The organism is Candidatus Methylomirabilota bacterium (genome assembly GCA_035315345.1).
Classification (GTDB): Bacteria; Methylomirabilota; Methylomirabilia; order Rokubacteriales; family CSP1-6; genus CAMLFJ01.
The window spans coordinates 20,519-38,817 of sequence record DATFYA010000188.1; the positions used below are offsets into that span (position 1 = coordinate 20,519).

The 18,299-nt window shown below is 71.6% G+C and carries 17 protein-coding genes; 7 read left to right on the plus strand and 10 right to left on the minus strand.

What is annotated here, in order from left to right; genetic code table 11:
* Positions 1–31: 31 nt before the first annotated feature.
* The 5 genes from VKN16_23975 to VKN16_23995 form a co-directional block, all read right to left on the minus strand.
* Positions 32–445, minus strand: a complete 414-nt coding sequence (locus tag VKN16_23975; GenBank protein ID HME97274.1) for a cupin domain-containing protein — start codon at positions 443–445, stop codon at positions 32–34.
* A 14-nt stretch (positions 446–459) separates the two neighbouring features.
* Positions 460–933, minus strand: coding sequence for a hypothetical protein (locus tag VKN16_23980; GenBank protein ID HME97275.1), 474 nt, complete (start codon positions 931–933; stop codon positions 460–462).
* A gap of 119 nt (positions 934–1,052) precedes the next feature.
* Entirely contained in the window at positions 1,053–1,904 is an 852-nt protein-coding gene (locus tag VKN16_23985) for an ABC transporter permease (GenBank protein ID HME97276.1), read from the minus strand.
* Positions 1,897–2,841: an ABC transporter permease gene (locus VKN16_23990; protein HME97277.1), complete on the minus strand. Its 945-nt coding sequence runs from the start codon at positions 2,839–2,841 to the stop codon at positions 1,897–1,899. Before VKN16_23990 ends, VKN16_23985 begins: the two co-directional genes overlap by 8 nt.
* Before the next feature lie 119 nt (positions 2,842–2,960).
* A complete protein-coding gene (locus VKN16_23995; protein HME97278.1) occupies positions 2,961–4,526 on the minus strand; it encodes an ABC transporter substrate-binding protein in 1,566 nt (521 codons plus the stop codon).
* 339 nt (positions 4,527–4,865) lie between these two features.
* Between VKN16_23995 and VKN16_24000 the strand changes: the two genes are divergently transcribed.
* On the plus strand, positions 4,866–5,324 hold the full coding sequence (locus VKN16_24000) for an SRPBCC family protein (GenBank protein ID HME97279.1): 459 nt from the start codon (positions 4,866–4,868) through the stop codon (positions 5,322–5,324).
* 6 nt (positions 5,325–5,330) lie between these two features.
* On the opposite strand, the gene VKN16_24005 is transcribed toward VKN16_24000, so the two are convergent.
* From VKN16_24005 to VKN16_24015, 3 genes are read right to left on the minus strand one after another with little or no spacing between them, the layout of a single operon-like run.
* A complete protein-coding gene (locus tag VKN16_24005; protein HME97280.1) occupies positions 5,331–6,110 on the minus strand; it encodes an ABC transporter ATP-binding protein in 780 nt (259 codons plus the stop codon).
* 43 nt (positions 6,111–6,153) lie between these two features.
* On the minus strand, positions 6,154–7,176 hold the full coding sequence (locus VKN16_24010) for an ABC transporter substrate-binding protein (protein ID HME97281.1): 1,023 nt from the start codon (positions 7,174–7,176) through the stop codon (positions 6,154–6,156).
* A 15-nt stretch (positions 7,177–7,191) separates the two neighbouring features.
* Positions 7,192–7,959 (minus strand): ABC transporter permease, encoded by a 768-nt coding sequence (locus VKN16_24015; GenBank protein ID HME97282.1) that lies wholly within the window; start codon positions 7,957–7,959, stop codon positions 7,192–7,194.
* 75 nt (positions 7,960–8,034) lie between these two features.
* Between VKN16_24015 and VKN16_24020 the strand changes: the two genes are divergently transcribed.
* Positions 8,035–9,315, plus strand: a complete 1,281-nt coding sequence (locus tag VKN16_24020; GenBank protein ID HME97283.1) for a putative oxidoreductase C-terminal domain-containing protein — start codon at positions 8,035–8,037, stop codon at positions 9,313–9,315.
* A gap of 1 nt (position 9,316) precedes the next feature.
* Here VKN16_24020 and VKN16_24025 read toward each other — a convergent pair whose 3' ends face one another.
* Complete coding sequence (locus VKN16_24025) at positions 9,317–10,798, minus strand: enolase C-terminal domain-like protein (protein ID HME97284.1); 1,482 nt, start codon at positions 10,796–10,798, stop codon at positions 9,317–9,319.
* Positions 10,795–12,531: a M28 family peptidase gene (locus VKN16_24030; protein ID HME97285.1), complete on the minus strand. Its 1,737-nt coding sequence runs from the start codon at positions 12,529–12,531 to the stop codon at positions 10,795–10,797. The genes VKN16_24025 and VKN16_24030 overlap by 4 nt, the downstream gene beginning before the upstream one ends.
* Positions 12,532–12,577: 46 nt before the next feature.
* Between VKN16_24030 and VKN16_24035 the strand changes: the two genes are divergently transcribed.
* The 5 genes from VKN16_24035 (at position 12,578) to VKN16_24055 (ending at position 18,039) form a co-directional block, all read left to right on the plus strand.
* The gene (locus VKN16_24035) at positions 12,578–12,934 is read left to right on the plus strand and encodes a hypothetical protein (protein HME97286.1); all 357 of its coding nucleotides are present in this window, start codon (positions 12,578–12,580) and stop codon (positions 12,932–12,934) included.
* A 45-nt stretch (positions 12,935–12,979) separates the two neighbouring features.
* Positions 12,980–13,651 (plus strand): dienelactone hydrolase family protein, encoded by a 672-nt coding sequence (locus VKN16_24040; protein ID HME97287.1) that lies wholly within the window; start codon positions 12,980–12,982, stop codon positions 13,649–13,651.
* A gap of 23 nt (positions 13,652–13,674) precedes the next feature.
* Positions 13,675–14,298 carry a nitroreductase family protein gene (locus VKN16_24045; protein HME97288.1) on the plus strand — a complete coding sequence of 208 codons (624 nt, stop codon included), beginning with the start codon at positions 13,675–13,677 and terminating at the stop codon, positions 14,296–14,298.
* The gene (locus VKN16_24050; protein HME97289.1) at positions 14,289–15,203 is read left to right on the plus strand and encodes an LLM class flavin-dependent oxidoreductase; all 915 of its coding nucleotides are present in this window, start codon (positions 14,289–14,291) and stop codon (positions 15,201–15,203) included. Before VKN16_24045 ends, VKN16_24050 begins: the two co-directional genes overlap by 10 nt.
* Before the next feature lie 1,876 nt (positions 15,204–17,079).
* Positions 17,080–18,039, plus strand: a complete 960-nt coding sequence (locus VKN16_24055) for a hypothetical protein (protein ID HME97290.1) — start codon at positions 17,080–17,082, stop codon at positions 18,037–18,039.
* Positions 18,040–18,299 lie beyond the last annotated feature (260 nt).

The following is an 18,299-nucleotide window of genomic DNA, read 5'->3' on the forward strand; positions in this document are numbered from 1 at the left end:
TCTCGTCCCCCGGGCTCCGGGGAACGAAGGACTACCGCTCCACGTTCTCCTCGGCCACCGCCTTCCGGGCCTTCATGTTGAACCGCCCGTCGTAGATCGGCTGGCCGCCGGTGGTCGGGCCCTGGTACTGCACGAACAGCATCAGCCCGCCGGTCTCGGTGCGGAGCGGCTGCTCGAAGTGCGGGTCCGGATAGAACAGCATGGTCCCCGGCGTGTAGCGCTGCTCGCCGATCTGGAACTCGCCCTCGAGGATGTACCAGACCTGGGCGAAGTCGTGCTTGTGGTAGGGATGGTGCGAGCCGGGCTCGTAGCGGACGAGCCCCGCATTGGGCTCGGTCGGCCGCTCGGCCCGCGGATGGAACAGCATCTTGCTCCGCTGCCCCGGCCACCGCAGGGTCTCCCACTCCCGCTCGTCGGCGTGAACCGCCTCCATCGGCTGATGCATGCGCTCCTCCCTGTTCATCGCTTGGCGTTCACGCGGTCGAGCTCGGTGCTGGTGCAACGGGCCACCCAGCCGTCGCGCCTCGCCGGCGTCACCACGTCGTCGGCGGTGCGCGGCGTGAAGCGCGCCAGCGCCTCCCAGCAGCGCTCCCGGGCGCGGGCCATCTGTAGATCTGTCTGGAGCACCTGCATGGCGCGGCCGCGCTCGTAGTCCCACCGCAGCGCCACCACCACGATGGCCAGCGCGGCGCCCACCACCATGATCAGGAACAGCGAGGCGGCGACGCCCTGCCACTGGCGGATGCGGCGCTCGGCGCCGTCGACGAGGCCGGAGACCTTCACCTCCACCGGCCCGTTGACGTGCCGGACGATCTCCACCGCGCCGCCGGGGGCGGGCCGCGCGACCAGCCCTCGCCTCGGGCGCCCGAGCAAGGTGCGCGAAGGCGGCCCCGCGTCCAGGAGTGAAACCTGCCTCGAGTCCATCGCTGCCATCACCGGCTCCTTCCTCTCGACGCTTCTCGCCCGCGCTGAGTGGCGAGGTCGAGAAGCTGACCGATCCTGGTGTTCGTGACGTCCGAGGCCGCGGGTCCCCGCGTCGCGGCGCCTCCTTCTTAGCGCACCCGGAGCCTCGGGTCCAGCACGTCTCGCAGCCCGTCGCCCAGAAGATTGAGGCTCAGCCCGGCGATCGTCAAGGCCAGACCCGGGAACAGGCTGACCCAGAACGCCTCCCGGATCACGTTCTTGCCACTCGCGATCACGTTGCCCCACGACGGCACGTAGGGCGGCACCCCCACGCCCAGGAAGCCCAGGATGGCCTCGGCGAGGATCGCGTAGGCGAACACGAAGCTGCCCTGCACGAGCAGCGGGCCGATGCAGTTCGGCAGGATGTGGCGCAGGGCGATCGCGCCGTCGTGGCGGCCGAGCGCCCGCGCGGCCTGGATGTAGTCCAGCTCCCGCAGGCTCAGCACCGTGCTGCGGATGAGCATGGCGGTGCGCGGCATGTAGACCACCGACAGCGCGAGGATCACGTTCCACACTCCGGGGCCGCGCGCGGCCATGAGCGCGATGGCGAGCAGGATGGCCGGGAACGCCATGAGGCCGTCCATGCACCGCATCACCGGCACGTCGAGGCGGCGGGAGTAACCGGCGGTGAGCCCGATCACGATGCCGCCCGCCGAGGTCAGGAGCATGGTGGTCAGGCCGACCAGGAGCGAGATGCGGCTGCCGTGCAGCACCAGGCTGTAGACATCGCGCCCGAACTCGTCGGTGCCGAGATAATGCTGTCCGCTCGGCGGCTGGAGCCGGTTCGCGGGAGCCAGGCGCGTCGGGTTGTGGGTCGAGACCACGTCGGCGAACAGGGCCGCCGCCACCAGCACCACCAGGATGGCCGCTCCGGTCACCACCGCCCCGTTGCGGCCGAGCCGGTGCAGCCAGCGCTGCCGCTCGGTCAGCGCCTCAGTCATAGCGGATGCGCGGGTCGATGAACGCGTAGAGCAGATCCACCACCAGGTTGATGAGCACGTAGGTGGCGGCGGTCACCAGCACCACCCCCTGCACCACCGGGTAGTCGCGGCGCAGGATCGCCGAGATCACGAGGCGGCCCAGCCCGGGGATATTGAACACGATCTCGGTGATGACCGCGCCGCCGATCAGCACCGCGGTGGTCACCCCGATGACCGTGACCACGGGCACCAGCGCGTTGCGGAACGCGTGCACGTAGGTCACCGAGCGCTGAGGCAGGCCCTTGGCCCGCGCGGTGCGCACGTAGTCCTGCTGCAGGGCCTCCAGCATGCAGGACCGGCTGATGCGCGCGATGAGCGCCGACTGGTTGAAGCCGAGGGACACCGCGGGCAGCACCATGTAGCGCAGCGCGCTCACCGGATCGGTGAAGAGCGAGGCGTAGCCGGCGGCGGGCAGCCAGCCCAGGCGCACCGCGAAGAGGTAGATGAAGTTCAGGCTGAGCCAGAACCCGGGAATGCACACGCCGAGCAGCGAGCCGATCATCAACACGCGGTCCCAGATGGAGCCGCGGTGGGCCGCGGCCACGATGCCGGAGGGCACGCCGATCAGCACCGCCACCAGCAGCGCGCAGGTCATCAGCATCAGGGTCGGCTCGGCGCGCTCGACGATCGCGGTGACCACCGGCCGGTCCAGGAAGTAGGACTGGCCGAGGTCGCCGCGCAGGACCCGCCCGTAGAAGCCCAGCAGCTGCTGGTAGATCGGGCGGTCGAGCCCGAGCGCGCGCCGGGTCGCGTCGATCTGGGTCGGGGTCGCGTCGGGCCCCAGCATCACGCTCACCGGGTCGCCCGGGATGAGGTGGATGAGCAGGAACACCACCGTCACCACCACCGCCATCACCGGGACGACGGCCAGCAGGCGCCGGATCAGGTACGCGAACATGATCTGATCTGGTCTGATCTAACTGGGGGGGAGCGGCGCCGCTCCTCCCCCAGGCCCCCCCACCGCTTGGTTATCAGCCGCGGCGGCGGGACAAACGCGGTAGGTTGTTTCCGGCGTGGCTATTTGTCGAGCCACACGTTGTAGAAGCGGATGCGCTCGGTGGACTCGTTGAAGCCCTTCACCGTGTTGCGGATCGCGCGCAGGCCGAACAGGTCGCCGTAGCGGATGACCGGGACCTTCTCGTAGAACTGCCGGGTCTGCTGCTCCCACAGGGCCATGCGCTTCTTGGGGTCGGTCTCGCGCGCCAGCTCGCTCTGGATCTTCAGGATGCCCTCGTCGGTGGTCCACCCCGGCCAGCTCGGGGTCAGGTAGATGTGGTGGGTGGGGTCGTAGAGAGCCCCGATGCCCGTGGTGAAGACGTCGTACTCCTTGGGGTTGTTGCGCCGCTTGACCAGCGTCGCCCAGTCCACCACCTGCAGGTCGATGTTGAAGCCCACGTCCTCCAGCTGCTGCTTGCTCAGCAGCGCGAAGTCGTACATCCACTTGTACTCCTGGGTGGTCATGAACCGGATCGGCTCCTTCTTGTAGCCCGACTCCTGCAGGAGCTTCTTGGCCTTGTCCCGGTTGTGCTCGTCCCAGGGCAGGCCGGAGATCTTGGTGTGCCAGGCGCTGATCTCCACCGGGGCCAGGCTGCTGTCCATCCGGTAGAACTCCTTCTTGCCGCCCGCCACGTTCCTCATGATCGGCTCGATGTCGATGGCGGCCTGCCAGGCCTGCCGCAGCTTCTGGTTCGTCATCAACCCTTCCTTCTTGTTGAAGACGGCCACGAGCCAGTAGTACGGCTTGGAGATGATCGGATGCGCGTTGGGGTTGGCCTTCAGGCGGTCGTAGGAGTCGAGGTTCAGGTCGTCCGCGAAGTCCAGCTCGCCGGTCTCGACCTGGGCGACCCGGGTGGCCACCTCGGGCACCGGCACCCAGCGGATCTCGTCGAGCCACGCGGTCTTGCCGCCGCCGTAGCCGTTGGGCTTCTCGTTGCGCGACTTGTAGTCGTCGAAGCGGACCATCCGGATGTACTGGTCCGGCTTCCACTCCGCGAGCTTGTAGGGGCCGGTGCCCACGTACTCGGTCACCTTCACCTCCGGCGGAAACTTCGCCGCGATCTCCTTGGGGTAGATCGCTCCGAAGTTGTTGGGCACCGCGAGCGAGATCAGCACGATGGCCGACTTCTCCTTGAGCTTCATCTCCACGGTCAACGGATCCACCGCGCGCAGCTCGGCGACCTGGGCGTAGAGCGCCTTGCCGTAGATGGACTGCTTGCCCCAGCGATTGAGCGAGGCCACCACGTCGTCGGAGGTCATCTCCTTGCCGTTGTGGAACTTCACCCCCGCGCGCAGCTTGAACGTGTAGGTGAGCCCGTCCTTGCTCACCGTGGCGCTCTCCGCGAGCATCGGGATCGGCTTGTTGTCGCGGTCGAGGCTGAAGAGCCCCTCGTAGATGTGGTTGGTCAGCGTCTCGGTGATGCTGGCGGTCGTCCAGTGCGCGTCCAGTGCGGGCGGCTCGCCGAGATTGCCGACGCGCAGCACGCCGCCCTTCTTCTGCGCGGCGGCGGGCCCGACCGCGATCAGGAGCACCATCGCCATCGCGCACGCGATGAGGAAACGTAGCCGGAACGCTCGACGCGCCATGCCTGCACCTCCGGGAGCGAGCGGGTGGATGTTGGGTGCCCAGACTCTGCGATGGGCGGTGCGGCTTGTCAACCGCCCAGTGCCCGCGCTAGGTTGCGCGCGTATGGCCGTCACCGGCATCCTGCACACCTGGCTGCCTGGGGTCAGGTCTTACATTCCGACATTTTTGCCCCGAGAGCGCCCACCCCGCCGCGGGGCACATATCTACGCAGTAAGACCTTCGTGTCGTTCCGTCCACGCGTCGCTGAACGCGATGCGAGGACGGACAATGCGGCGCGCGGCGCGGTGGCACATCGCTTGCCCTTTCCTGCTGCATCCGTGCAACGGAAAGGAGCGACCATGGCCAGCATCGAGAAGTCCATCGACGTGGAAGTGCCGGTGCGCACCGCGTACAACCAGTGGACCCAGTTCGAGGAGTTCCCGAGCTTCATGGAGGGCGTCACCGCGGTCACCCAGCTGGACGACCGGCGGCTGCGCTGGAAGGCCACCATCGGCGGCAAGGAGAAGGACTGGACCGCCGAGATCACCGAGCAGCGGCCGGACGAGCGCGTGGCGTGGAAGAGCACGTCGGGCGCGAAGAACGCGGGCGTGGTCACCTTCCACCGCCTCGCCGATCAGAAGACCCGCGTGATGCTGCAGGTCGAGTACGACCCGGAGGGCGTGATGGAGAACGTGGGCGACGCGGTCGGCGTCGTCTCGAGCCGCGTGAACGGCGACCTCGAGCGCTTCAAGGACTTCATCGAGTCCCGCCGGCGCGAGACCGGCGCCTGGCGCGGCGAGGTCCCCGCCAAGCCGTAGGCGGCCTCAGCGCTCGCCGGGGCTCGCGTCGGGAAAATGTCGCATTGTAAGACCTGACCCCTGCAGGGATTCGTGGATGGCGAGGGCGAGGGGGCCGAAGTCGGGATGGGCGCGGGAGGCCACGGTGCGCGGTCGCGGCAGCGGCACGTCGAAGACGCGGCCGAGGCGGCCCGGGCGGGACGTCATCACGATCACCCGGTCGGCGAGGAACAGCGCCTCGGGAATCGAGTGGGTGACGAACACGATGGTCTTCCGCTCACGGCTCCCCTCGCCCCACACCCGCAGCAATTCGAGATTCATCTCGTCGCGGGTCAGCGCGTCGAGCGCCCCGAACGGCTCGTCCATCAGCAGCAGCGGCGGGTCCAGCAGCAGCGCGCGGCAGAGCGAGGCGCGCTGCTGCATCCCGCCCGATAGCTCGCGCGGCAGCTTCTGCGCGAAGTCGGCCAGCCCCACCAGCGCGAGCAGCTCGGCGGCCCGCGCCCGGTAGGCGCGCGGATCCAGCCCGGACAGCTCGGCGGGCAGCAGCACGTTCGACTCGATGGTGCGCCACTTCAGCAGCACCGGGGCCTGGAACACCATGCCGACCGAGCGCAGCGGCCGCTCCACCGCCCGGCCGTCGACCTCGACGCGGCCTCGGCTCGGCGCCCGCAGCCCCGCGATGATCCGCAGCAGCGTCGACTTGCCGCAGCCCGACGGCCCCACGATGGCCGCCAGCTCGCCGCGGCCCACCGCGAGGTCGATGTCCCGCAGCGCCTCGACCGAGCCGGATGCGGTCGGGTAGGTCATCCCGACCCGGTCGAGGCGGATGAGATCGGTCACGCCGCGGCGATCAGCGGGCGGACTTCGGCAGCTCCACCTTGGTGAGGAACTCGTTGGTGTAGACCGCCTTGCACTCGACCTTGGCCGGCACGCCCATGTAGGTGTTCACCAGATCGACCGAGTCGCACATCTTCTTCTCGTCCATCCAGCCGATCCCGTGCTTGGCGTAGCGGTCGGTGCGCATCAGCTCGAGCCCCATCATCATGTTCGGCTCGATGATCGAGAGGTCGATCTCGGGCACCCGCTTCTTGAAGATCTCGAGCGCCGACTTCGGGTCCGTCATCACGTCGCGCCAGCCCAGGTACGAGGCCTCCAGGAACGCGCGGAGCATCGGGGCCCGCTCCTTCATCGTCTTCTCGCTCGCGATGATGGACATGCTGTACATGTCGAACCCGTGGTCGGCCCAGGGCAGCATGATCGCGTTGCCCTTGCCCACCGCCTTCTCGTAGAAGGGCAGGCCGGTGGTGTAGTCGGCCACCGCGTCCACCCGCTTCTCGGCCAGCGCCGGCACCTTGGCCGCCGGCTCCACGTTCACCCACGTCACCTTGGTCTGGTCGATGTTGTTGAGGCGCGCGAAAGCCGGGAACATCTGCCGCTGCCCGTCGCCGGGCGGGGCGCCCACCGTCTTGCCCTCGAGGTCCTTGGGCTTGGTGATCGGCGCCTCCTTGCGGCTCCACACGTTGAGCGGGCTCTTGTCGAACACCATGCCGACGACCTTCACCTTGGTCCCGCGGGCCGAGGAGGCGATGACCACCGCGCTGTCAGCCAGGCCGACGTCGGCGCGGCCGGTGTCGACCTTGGCGATCGAGTCCCCCGAGCCTTTGGAGTTCTGCATGTCGACGTCGAGCCCGCGCTGCCTGTAGTAGCCCTTCTCCAGCGCCACCCAGTACGCCGCGTGGTCGCCCACCGGGAACCAGTTCAGGGCGAACACCACCTTCTGCGGCGCGGTCTGCGCGGACGGCGCGCTCAACTCGAGTCCGACCACCGATGCCACCATCGTCAGGAGAACGAGAGACATGGCCACGCGCTTCATAGACGCTCTCTCCTTTCAGTCCACGGTTTGAGCCCACGGCGCGATACGCCGGGCGGCCAGCACGACCAGGCCGTACACCGCGAGGCCGACCACCGAGATCCACACCAGCGCCGCGAACGCCACCGGGGTGTTCATGCTGCCCTGGGTGGTGATGATCACGTAGCCGAGGCCTTGCTGCGAGGCCACGAACTCGCCGACGATGGCGCCCACCACCGCCGCGGTCGCGGTGACCTTCAGCGCGCTCAGGATGTACGGATAGGCGTTGGGGATGCGAATCGTCGCGAACACCTTCCACTTCGGCGCGTTGAACACGCGCCCGAGGTCGAGCAATTCCTCGTCCACCTGGGTCAGCCCCACCGCGGTGTTGATCACCACCGGGAAGAACCCGATCAGCGCCCCGATCAGCATGTTGGGCAGGACGCCGTAGCCCAGCCACAAGAGGAACAGCGGGGCCACCGCCACCTTGGGTAGCGTGTTGACGAACACCAGGAACGGCACCAGCGCGCGCGAGAGGACCGGCGACCACGCCACCGCGATCCCGAGGGCCACGCCCACCACCCCGGCCAGCAGGAACGCGCCGACGATCTCGACCGAGGTGATCCACACGTGGCGGAGCCACGGGATCTCGTCGCCGGTCATCGCGGCCACCACGCGGAGCGGCGCGGGCAGGAGGTACTCGCGCAGGCCCAGCACGCTGACCGCGAGCTGCCAGGCGACGAGCAGCGCCGCGAAGAGCGCGGCGGCTGGCAGGTAGCGGTGCAGGAGGCGGCCGGCGCCTGTCATCGGCGAGCCCATAGTACTCGACGCCCGCCGCTCCCGAGGCGCAATGTGGGCAGCGCGCTGTGCTAGGCTCCGCCCGTGCACGCGCTGGCCTTCCTCGAGCCCGGCCACTTCCACGCGACGCTGACCCTCCGCGAGGCCAATCCGCGCGTGGCGCCCGAGATCTCGGTCTACGCGGCCGCGGGCCCGGAGCTGGACGATTTCCTCGCGCTGATCGACCGCTTCAACCGTCGCGCGACACGCCCGACCCGCTGGCGCCCTCGCGTGCAGGTCGGCGCCGACCCGCTCGCCCGTCTCCTCGCGGACCGCCCGCCCGACCTGGTGGTGCTGGCCGGGCGCAACGGCGGCAAGGCCCGCGTGATCCGCCGGCTGCACGACGCCGGCCTGCACGTGCTGGCCGACAAGCCGTGGCTGGTGCGGTCCGGCGATCTCGACGATATCCGCGCGAGCCTCGGCGCCGCCCCGATCGCACGGGAGATGATGACCGGCCGCCGCGACGCGGTCGCCCGCCTCGTGAAGCGCCTGGTGGACGATTCCGTCCTGTTCGGCGGCTTCGCGTCCACCGCGACGCCGGCGATCGAGCAGGAGAGCGTCCACCACTTCGAGAAGCAGGTGGACGGCGCCCCGCTGCGCCGGCCGTGGTGGTACTTCGACTCGCGCGCGCAGGGCGGCGGCGCGGTGGACATCCCGACGCACCTGGTCGATCAGGCGCAGTGGCTCCTCGATGCCGAACCGCGGTCAACGAGCCGGGCGCCGACCCTCATCGCCGCGCGGGGCTGGTCCACGCGCGTGCCCCTCGAGGTCTTCGGCCGGGTCACCGGCACGCGCTCGATGCCGGCCGACCTGCGCCCGGCCGTCGTGGGCGACAGCCTCCGCGTCTTCTGCAACGCGGAGCTGACCTACGCGCTCGCCGGCGTGACAGCCCGCGCGGTCACGCGCTGGGAGATCTCGACGCCGCCTGGCGGTGGGGACACCTCCCGCCTCGTCCTGCACGGTCGCGCCGCGCTGGTCCGGGTCGAGCAGAGCGCGGCGACCGGATTCCAGCGGCGCGTGACGGTCGAGGCGCGAGGTGACGCGGCGGCCACCGCGCGCGCCCTCGACGCGGCGCTCGCCGCAGTGGGCGCGGAGCTGCCCGGGCCGGTCGCGACGCCACGCGGGCCAGGCGTTCACGAGATCGTGATCCCGGCCGGCCTCGACCCGGGGCACGAGGCCCACTTCGCCGAAGTGCTCGACGAGACGCTGGACTGGATCGACGCCGGCCACTTCCCGGCCGCGGTCGCCGAGCGCACGCTCGCGAAGTACGCCCTGCTGGCCGACGCCGCCGCCGCTACCGCCGCCGACGAGGCAGCCGGCGGTTAGGCTAGCCCGTCTCCCCCGGCCCGGCGGTCAGCGAGTCGAACGTCCACCGGTCGAGCGGGATCATCGAGGCCAGATCGGGATCGAAGGCCACGCCGTACCCGGCCGTCGCCAGCGAGCCGACGCGGAGTCGACCCGCCTCGATGCGCAGCCACGCCTCGCGCTCGTCGCCGAGATAGAGATCGCCGTGGTGGCGCAGCGCCGCGGCCCGCTCGGCCCGCGAGCAGTGCGCGAGGCCGCGCACGTAGTGGTGCCCGTTGCGCTCGACGTGGGTGATGCCGAGCGCCCGCACGGTGGCCAGGTCCTGCTGCACCGGCACCACCGGCACGTTGGTCAGGTCCTCCGCGCTCATGAACAGACGCGCGCGCTCCGGCCGGTCCGCGCTCAGCGCCTCCACCAGCGTGCGGTTCACGAACGACTTCACGATGCCCTTGCAGTTCTTGGTGGAGACCCCGCGGTAGCCGAGGGCCACCGCGCGCGGGAAGGCCTCGAGATCGCCGTCACTCTCGTCGATGATGATCGGCACCTGCCGCCCGAGCGCCTCGAGGCCCTCGGTGGCCGCCGGATCGAGCGCGATCGCCCGGTCGAGGGGCTGCTCGATGAACGCGGTGGAGCGCCAGAGCCGGGACAGGGCGGGCGTCGCCCGGATCGCGGCCACGAGCGCCGCGAAGTCCGCCATCGCCTTGTACTGCTCGTTGCCGTCGAGCGTCACCACGTAGGGCTCCGCCACGAGCCGGTCGAGCGTGGCCGCGATCCGGGTCAGGCGCTCCACGTCGGCGTCGACCTGGCCCCCGACCTTCAGCTTGAAGTGGGTCAACCCGTGACGCGACACGCACTCCTCCAGCGTCTGGGGCAGGCCGTCACGCAGCCAGCCGTCGGCGGCCACGTCGGCGGCCACGATCGGATCGAGCAGGCCGACCGTATGCCGCACCGCGATCGCCTCGGGCGCGGGCCGGCTCGCCCACGCGAGCAGGTGCTCCCGGGTGAGCCCGCGGTGCACCGCCTCCGGGCGGATGCCGAGCACGTCGGCGCGCAGCAGGCCCACGACGTCCAGCCCGGTCAGCCGTCCCGCCGCGTCGGCCAGCGCGCGCTCGAACAGCGACGAGCCGAACGCGGCGGTGAGCGCATTGAGCCCGAGCCCGGGGCCGCGCCGCGCGCACTCCGCGTAGGCGTCGCGCCAGACGTCGAAGACGGGCCGCGGCGTCCGCGCCGCGTCGAGATAGGCCGACTCCGCGGAGCGGATCGACGCGAGCAGATCCTCCACGTTGTCGCGGAAGCTCCGCGCCGGGCTCTTGTCGAACCACTTCGGGGGCAGGTTGTCGGCCGCGAACCCTCGCGCGCGCCGGCCGTCGGTCGCCTCGACGTCGAGCGCGAGATGGAGCAGCGGGAAGTGCGTCAACGTGACCGCGCCGTAGCGGAATGGCAGGCGCGTGCGCAGGTTGCGGAGATGGCAGGAGGCGGCGGTGACCGCCAGCGCCAGGCTCACGGGCGCGCGCCGAGCGTGACCGAGATCGAATGATCGAGGCCGTCGCGCAGGTACACAAGGCGGAGGGTCTCGCCCGGGCGATGCCGCTCGAGCAGGGCCCGCAGATCGGAGAAGCCCTGCAGTCCCGTCTCGTCCAGGCGGACCAGCACGTCGCCGGCCTGCAGCCCGGCCCGCTCGGCGGCGCTGCCCGGCACGATCGAGCCGAGCCGCACGCCGTCCCAGCCGGCGCGCGAATCGGCCGCGACGCCGAGGAAGGCGCTCGCGCCGGCCCCGCGCGCCTCCGGGCGCGGCTCCGCGCGCTCGGCGCGCCCACGCGAGGCGCCCGGCACGCGCGCGAACACCGGGCGCGGGCCGTCGGCGATCCGGGTGACCAGCAGGCGGCCGAGATGGGCGATGCGGGCCATGCCTGCCGCGTCGATCCGATCGGCGGTGTCCGACGGCCGATGATAGTCGGCGTGCGAGCCGCTGTGGAAGAAGAGCACCGGCACGCCGGCGCCGTGGAACCGCGTGTGGTCGGACGGCCCCGTTCCGGCCGGCCGCAGGTCCACGTCGAGCCCGGCCTCCGTCGCGGCCGCCTCCACCAGCGCGCGGAACCGGCTGCCGGTGTCCACGCCGCCGACGAGCAGACGGCGGCCCTCGAGGCGTCCCACCATGTCGAAGTTGAGCATGGCCACCATGCGCTCGACCGGCACCGCCGACGGATGGCGCACGTGATAGTCGGAGCCCACCAGCCCGATCTCCTCGCCCGCGAAGAGGATGACCACCAGGGTCCGCGCGGGCGGCGCGGCGGCCAGCGACCGCGCGAGTCCCAGCACGACCGCGGTGCCCGAGGCGTTGTCGTCGGCGCCGGGGTACACGTCGCCGCCCTCGCGCCCGAGGTGATCGTAGTGCGCGCCGATCACCATCGCCTCGCCGGCCAGCGCGGGATCCGTCCCCGGCAGCACGCCGATGACGTTGGCGGCGCGCCGCTCCTCGGTGGCCAGGTCGACGCGCAGCCGCACCGAGACGCCGGTCGCGGTGGGCGCGGTCAGCGTGGCGAGCGAGTGTCCGGAGCCGGCGAGCAGCGCGTCCACCGCGTCCCGGCCGATGCTGCCCGAGAGGATCGCCACCGGCGCGCCGGTGGCCGTCACCGCGGGCAGGGCGTCGTCGACGATCAGCACTGCGCGAGCGCCCGCGCGGCGCGCCGCGATCACCTGCTCCAGCCGCGAGGCGCGGGCGGCCGGCGGCCCGGACGCGCCCGAGAGCGCGAGCGCGATGCGACCGTGCGCGTTCACCCCGGCGTAGTCGTCGTGGCCGACGAAGACGAGCTCGCCGACCGCCTCGCCGGTGGCCGAGCCCCCGTGCGGCGTCCACGCGCGGCCGACCTCTAGTGCTCGCGGCGCGGGTAGTGCTCGCGGCGCGGGTAGTGCTCGCGGCGCGGGGCCGGTCGACTCGAGCGCGTTGCGGGGGCCCAGCCCCGGGACCTGTGCGACGGGAAATCCCTGGAAGAACGTGCCGTCATCGCCGCCGGGACGAAGACCGGCCCGCGCGAGCGTGTCGGCGATGTAGCGAGCTGCGCGATCGCCTCCCGGCGTGGCGGAGCCCCGCCCTTCCATCTCGGGCGCGGTCAGCGCGGTGACATCGGCCAGGAGCTCCGCCGGATCGAGCCGGGCGGGCGTTGCCGCCACGGTGGTCGTCAACAGGAGCGCCAGCAGGAGGGCGAACGAGGCGGAACCGGAGCGACGGCGGGTCACGCCCGTACTCTACTCCACGGGGCAAGATTCGCGGTACACTCCGCCCATGCCGCGGTGGATCGGGATGCTCGTGCTGGCGGCCGGCCTCGTCTACGGGCTGCCGCGCGTGGTCGGGGCGCAGGACGTCGCCGCGCTGCGGCCTCAATGGGTCGTCGAGCCCGCGCCGGGAGGACGAGCTCGCGTCGTGGGCTACCTCTACAACGACCACATCAAGGACGGCGCCAACGTCATGCTCCGGGTGGACCGCATCGGGGGCGACGGCGCGGTCACCGGCACGTATCGCCGCCGAGTGGTCGGCGACGTGCTCTCGGGCGGCCGCTCGCTCTTCGACGTTCCGGTGGCCGACGCCGGCACCTACCGGGTCACCGTCGAGGCCGTCGACTGGGTGAAGGAGTGCCGGTAGTCTCCGGCGGTCCGTCCCCGCTGCCCCGCTCGTAGCACGTCCGCCATGGCCGATCTGCTCGATTCGCTCCAGGTCGAGACCGCGCCGGATCCGACCGCGGCGGTGATCTGGATGCACGGCCTCGGCGCCGACGGGCACGACTTCGAGCCGATCGTGCCCGAGCTGGGGCTGCCCGAGCGCCCGGCCATCCGCTTCGTGTTCCCGCACGCGCCGCTGCGCCCCGTGACCATCAACCAGGGTCACGTCATGCGCGCGTGGTACGACATCCGCGCGCTCGCGGGCGTGCGGCGCGAGGACGAGGCGGGCGTGCGCCAGTCGGCGCAGCAGGTGGAGGCGCTGATCGAGCGCGAGCGGCAGCGCGGCATCGCGCCCGGCCGGCTCGTGCTCGCCGGCTTCTCCCAGGGCGGCGCGATGGCGCTGCAGGTGGGGCTGCGCCACCGCGAGCGGCTCGCCGGCGTGCTCGCGCTCTCGTGCTACCTGCCCCTCTCGGCCACGCTGGCGGCGGAGGCGTCACCCGCGAATCGCGGCGTGCCGATCTTCTGGGCCCACGGCGTCCACGACCCGATGATCCCGCTGGCGATGGCCGAGCACGGGCGTGAGCAGGTGGCCGCCCTCGGCTATTCGATCGAGTGGCACCAGTACCCGATGCCGCATTCCGTCTCCGCCGAGGAGATCGCCGACATCGCCCGCTGGCTCGGGCGCGTGCTCGGCGCGTGACCCCACCGACAGGAGGTGCGCCCATGCAGACCGACCGTCTGAAGATGCCGATCGGGGAAGCCATGTTCACCCAGAGGTCCACGCGAAAGCTTCGCCCGGATCCCATCCCCGTCGAGGACCTCCACCTGATCATCGAGGCCGCGGTGAAGGCGCCGAACGGCGGCAACAACCAGGTGGGACGCTTCCTGATCGTGAACGACCGTGCGAAGATCCGCGAGTTCGGCGCGCTCTACAAGGAGGCCTGGTGGGCCAAGCGCTGGGACGATCACCGCTGGACGAAGCCCGAGGACATCCCGCTCACCGACAAGAACCACCGATCCGCGATGGGATTGGCCGACGACATCAAGGACGCCCCCTGCATCGTCTTCGCCTTCACCGCGCCGGGCGGCGGCGCCAACTCGGTGATCCCCGCGTGCCAGAACCTGATGCTGGCCGCCCACGCCCTCGGCATCGGCTCGCTGCCGACGACCCTGCACGCCAAGGTGATGGACCGCTTTCACGCCATGTTCGACATTCCGAAGGAGATGACGTTCCATTTCTGCATCCCGCTCGGCTATCCGGCCGTGAAGTACGGCCCCAGCAAGCGGCGGCCCACGTCGGAGACGACGTCGCTGAACCGCTGGGGCGGAGCCGTGCCGTGGGCGTGACGCGCAAGCCGGCGGTCAGCCTCGCGGCGGTTCCCGGCCGCCGCAAGGCCACCATCGAGGTCGCCCGGCGCCTCGAGGAGGAAGGCTTCAGCGGGCTCTACTGCCCGAGCTTCGGCGACGGCCTCGGGCTCTGCGAGGCCCTCGCCCTCTCGACCCGCTCGATCTCGATCGGCACCAGCATCGCCAACATCTACACGCGCCACCCCTTCGACTTCGCCCAGACCGCGGCGCTGATCCACGAGCTGTCCGGCGGTCGCTTCCGCTTCGGCATTGGCATCAGTCACGGCCCGACGCACGATCGGCTCGGCGTCAAGCCGGGCAAGCCGCTCGAGGACATCCGCCGCTTCGTGCAGGACCTCGAGACCGGGGCGAAGCAGGTGGGCGAGCTGCCTCCGATCACGCTGGCGACGCTCAGGAAGAAAATGACGGCGCTCTCCGGCGAGATCGCCCAGGGAGCGGTGTGGGCCAACGCGGCGCGCTCGTACATGCCGAAATCGCTCGAGGCCCTGCCCGAGGCCGCGCGCACGAACCCGGACTTCTTCGTGGGCAACATGGTGCCCACCTGCATCGACGCCGATCGCGCCGCCGCCGCCGCGGTGAACCGTCGCACGCTGGTCGGCTACGTGAAGCTGCCGAACTACCAGAACTACTGGATCGAGGCCGGCTTCGCGGAGGAGATACAGGCCATCCGCACGGCGATCGCGGCCGGCCAGGACGACCGCATTCCCTCGCTGATGTCAGACCGCTGGCTCTCGCAGGTCACGCTCTACGGCAGCCCGACCGAGGTGCGCGACGGCGTGGAGGCCTGGTACGCGGCCGGCGTGAAGACGCTCATCATGGTACCCTCGTCCACCCGGGGCAACCAGATGGTCGCGCTCCAGGAGCTGATCGACCTGTTCCGCTGACGAAGGCCTCGCGTCGCGTTCACCGGGATGTCCAGCGGGCCGACGCATGGCCGTCTCCGCGCGCGAGCCAGCGGGTCCAGTCCACATCCAGCCGCTCGCCAACCACGTCGGGCATGCCGTCGGCGCGTGGGACTTGGTTGACAGATCGATCCGGAGTAGCTAGACTCCCCCTTCCTCGGAGCCATGGGATAGCAAATCATCATGCCCCGCCGCCTGTCGCAGCCGGATGACCACGCCTGACGCCGGACCGGACAGCGCCTCCGAGGATCCCGCTCAGCCCCACGAATCGGCGCGGCCGCTCGGCCGGTTCTCAGCCTTCGCGCGACGCCGGCGCGACCGGTGTGCTCCCGTCTGGCGACTCACCCTGGCGTACCTGTGCTCGCTGCTGCTTCATATCGCCGTCGCGATGGACCTCGTCTGGGTGGCCGCCTCATTGTCGGGTGCGCCGAGCGCCGAGCCCGAGGTAGCCTGGGCAGATCTCGCCATCTCCGAGACCGGTGCCGGCGTGTCCGCCCCGGCGGCGCCGGGAGCAGAAGCCGCCGCGCTCGCGGCTCCAGGCTTCGCCCCGACACCGCCCCCGGTCACGAAGCCGCTGCGGGCTCCCGGGCGCCGATCACCGGGCGCCCCCGCGGGAGCCGCCGCGAGCGCGGCCCGCGCCGGCGCACCGGAGGCCGATCGGAAGGCGGCCGCTACGGCGCGGCCGACGGCGGCGCCTCGCGTTGATGCCGATCGGGAGAAGGCGGTCCCGGCGCCACGCCGCCGCGCCACCACCCCACCGACACCGGCGGCAGCGCCGGCCAGGCCCGCGAGGCCCATCGTGACCGCGAAGAGCCCGCCCCGCGCCGAGACGAAGCCAGAGCCGAAACCGTCTCCGGCACCACCGCCGCCGGCCAGTCCCGAGAGGCCCGCGCCCCTGGTGCGCGAGGTAGCCGTCCGCGTCCCGCCATCCGGCCTGCCTCCAATGCCGGAAGGCGAGGATCCGGTCGGCCCGGCATGGCCCCTTCCCGAGCCACCGGCTCCCGGAGAGCGCCCGCCGATGGTGGCGTCCGTACCCGCGCTCACTGCCCCACAGACCTCGACCCCGTCGCCGAGCCTCGAGAGCTCGCCGAAGGCGCCGCCCGCGGCTAGCGCGCGCGCAGAGCCGATATCCCCGGATGCTCGGCCCGAGGTGTCGGCGGCGAGGGAGCAGCCGGCGCCCGAGCTGTCGGCGCCTGACTTCGGAGCGCCCGCACCGGCCCTCCCGCGCGCCTCCGACCCGGGCCCGACACCGCCCGCCGCACGGGTGGCACCGGTTCCGGAGCCGTCGCCTCGACCAGCCCCGCCGCCGGAGCCGGTCGCCGAGGACGAGCCGCCTGGGCCGCGTGCCGTGGCCGGTGATAGTCGGGAGGCCGCGGCGGCTGTGGCTCGGGCGGCAGACAGGCCGACGCAGGCCGAGGGGGCGATGGCGCCGTCGGCTGGCGCGGCGCCGAGCACCTTGGCCAGCTCGCTCGCGACGCCCCAGCCGGGCTCGGCCGAGGCATCGGCCAGCGCACCCGCCCTATCCAGCGCACCCGGCCCTGCCAGCGCACCCGGCCCCTCCAGCGCACCCGGCCCCTCCCGCGCAGCTGGCGCCTCCAGCGCAGCCGGCGCCTCCACCACACCTGGCCGGTCCGGGACATCCGGTCCCTTCACGACAGCAGGTCCGGCCACGGCGCTCGGTCCCGCCGGGACGCCCGGCACCTCCGGCACGGCGGCGCCCACCGGGGCGCCAGGCGCCGCCGGGACGCCCGGGTCTGGCGGCGCGGGCGCCGGGTCCCGACCGGGGACCGCGGCGCGGGGCCTCGGCCTCGAGTTCGACGGGCCGCGAGCGCGCGTCACCCACCGGCAGGTCGAGCCCGTGACGGGAAGGGTACTGGGGGGGCCAGCTGACCAGCTCTCCCTCTCCGTCAACGAGGCCCCGACCGAGGTGGTCCTCGGCAGCGATGGGACCTTCGGCGCCTCGGTGCGGCTCCAGCCCGGGCTGAACCGCCTGCGCGCGGTGGCGACCGGGCCCGGCGACGCGAGGGCTGAGGGCAGCATCTCGATCGAGTACGTCCCCGCCGGCCCGGGCCGGATCGTCTTCACGAGCCCCGGGGACGGCTTCGTTCTCGGCCCGGACGCTCCGCCCGTCATCGTCGTCGAGGGCACGGTCGAGGACAAGACCGTCACGACGCTCTCGCTGCTCGCCAATGACCGGCGCATCCCGCTGAAGGTCTCCGAGGGGCGATTCCGCAAGGTGCTGCCGATATTCGCCCCCGTGCTCCATCTGCGAGCGGAGGCCGCGCCCGGCGAGGGGCCCGGCAGCCGGAGTGAAGCGATCACGGTATATGCCGGCGGCCCGCGCAAGCCGAGCGGTGTCCTCATCATGGAGTGGCCCGAGGGCCTCGAGGGGCTCGAGGTCGAGGCAAGCGCCGTGGTGCGATCCACGCCGGATCGGCTCGACGGTCCGGTTCAGACGGTGCGGCTGCCCGGCGTCCTGAGGGCCACGGCCACCGCACCGTTCGAGGTCTTCTGGCTGCGCGGCGCCGCGGCCGGCGCCTACACCGTGAGGCTGAGGCACCGGGGCGCGTGGCCCGGGGGCGACCTGCCGGCCACGCTCTACATCCCGGACAAGGACGGCCTGGCGACGCGCCCGCTCCCCCCGGTGCGGCTGCGCCCGAGCGGCACGACCGTGCTGGCCCGGTTCCTGTTGCCCTACGGCGTCCTGTGGGAGCAGGACGACTGGTTCACCGGTTACAGCGAGGGCTCGGACACGGTGACCAAGTTCAGGATCCCGGAAGGCATCAGCTGGGTGGAGCGCCGCGCCGACCTGCCGTAGGCGGGTCGTTGCGCGAGCGAGTCACAGCCGTTCGCTCACACGCTTGCTCCCGTTAGCGCCGCCGTTTGCTCCAACGCGTTGTAGACGATACCTTCACCGATCTCTCAGTGCGGCCCCGTGCCGGGAGCCCCGGAACCGGCCTCCTCACTTCGAATCATCCGCTGACGCCGATTGCACCAGAGTATTCCCAGCGGCAGTACGATTGCGTACGGCACCCACAGTAGAAAGTTGAACGGCCTCGGCAACATCAGCAGGCCCAG

Bases quoted from the DNA above. Each gene is read 5' to 3' on its own strand.
- VKN16_24000 (HME97279.1), top strand. From the start codon at position 4,866: ATGGCCAGCATCGAGAAGTCCATCGACGTGGAAGTGCCGGTGCGCACC.
- VKN16_24010 (HME97281.1), bottom strand. From the start codon at position 7,176: ATGAAGCGCGTGGCCATGTCTCTCGTTCTCCTGACGATGGTGGCATCG.
- VKN16_23985 (HME97276.1), bottom strand. From the start codon at position 1,904: ATGACTGAGGCGCTGACCGAGCGGCAGCGCTGGCTGCACCGGCTCGGC.
- VKN16_23990 (HME97277.1), bottom strand. From the start codon at position 2,841: ATGTTCGCGTACCTGATCCGGCGCCTGCTGGCCGTCGTCCCGGTGATG.
- VKN16_24005 (HME97280.1), bottom strand. From the start codon at position 6,110: ATGACCTACCCGACCGCATCCGGCTCGGTCGAGGCGCTGCGGGACATC.
- VKN16_24035 (HME97286.1), top strand. From the start codon at position 12,578: ATGCCGCGGTGGATCGGGATGCTCGTGCTGGCGGCCGGCCTCGTCTAC.
- VKN16_24015 (HME97282.1), bottom strand. From the start codon at position 7,959: ATGACAGGCGCCGGCCGCCTCCTGCACCGCTACCTGCCAGCCGCCGCG.
- VKN16_23975 (HME97274.1), bottom strand. From the start codon at position 445: ATGCATCAGCCGATGGAGGCGGTTCACGCCGACGAGCGGGAGTGGGAG.
- VKN16_23980 (HME97275.1), bottom strand. From the start codon at position 933: ATGGCAGCGATGGACTCGAGGCAGGTTTCACTCCTGGACGCGGGGCCG.
- VKN16_24040 (HME97287.1), top strand. From the start codon at position 12,980: ATGGCCGATCTGCTCGATTCGCTCCAGGTCGAGACCGCGCCGGATCCG.
- VKN16_23995 (HME97278.1), bottom strand. From the start codon at position 4,526: ATGGCGCGTCGAGCGTTCCGGCTACGTTTCCTCATCGCGTGCGCGATG.
- VKN16_24045 (HME97288.1), top strand. From the start codon at position 13,675: ATGCAGACCGACCGTCTGAAGATGCCGATCGGGGAAGCCATGTTCACC.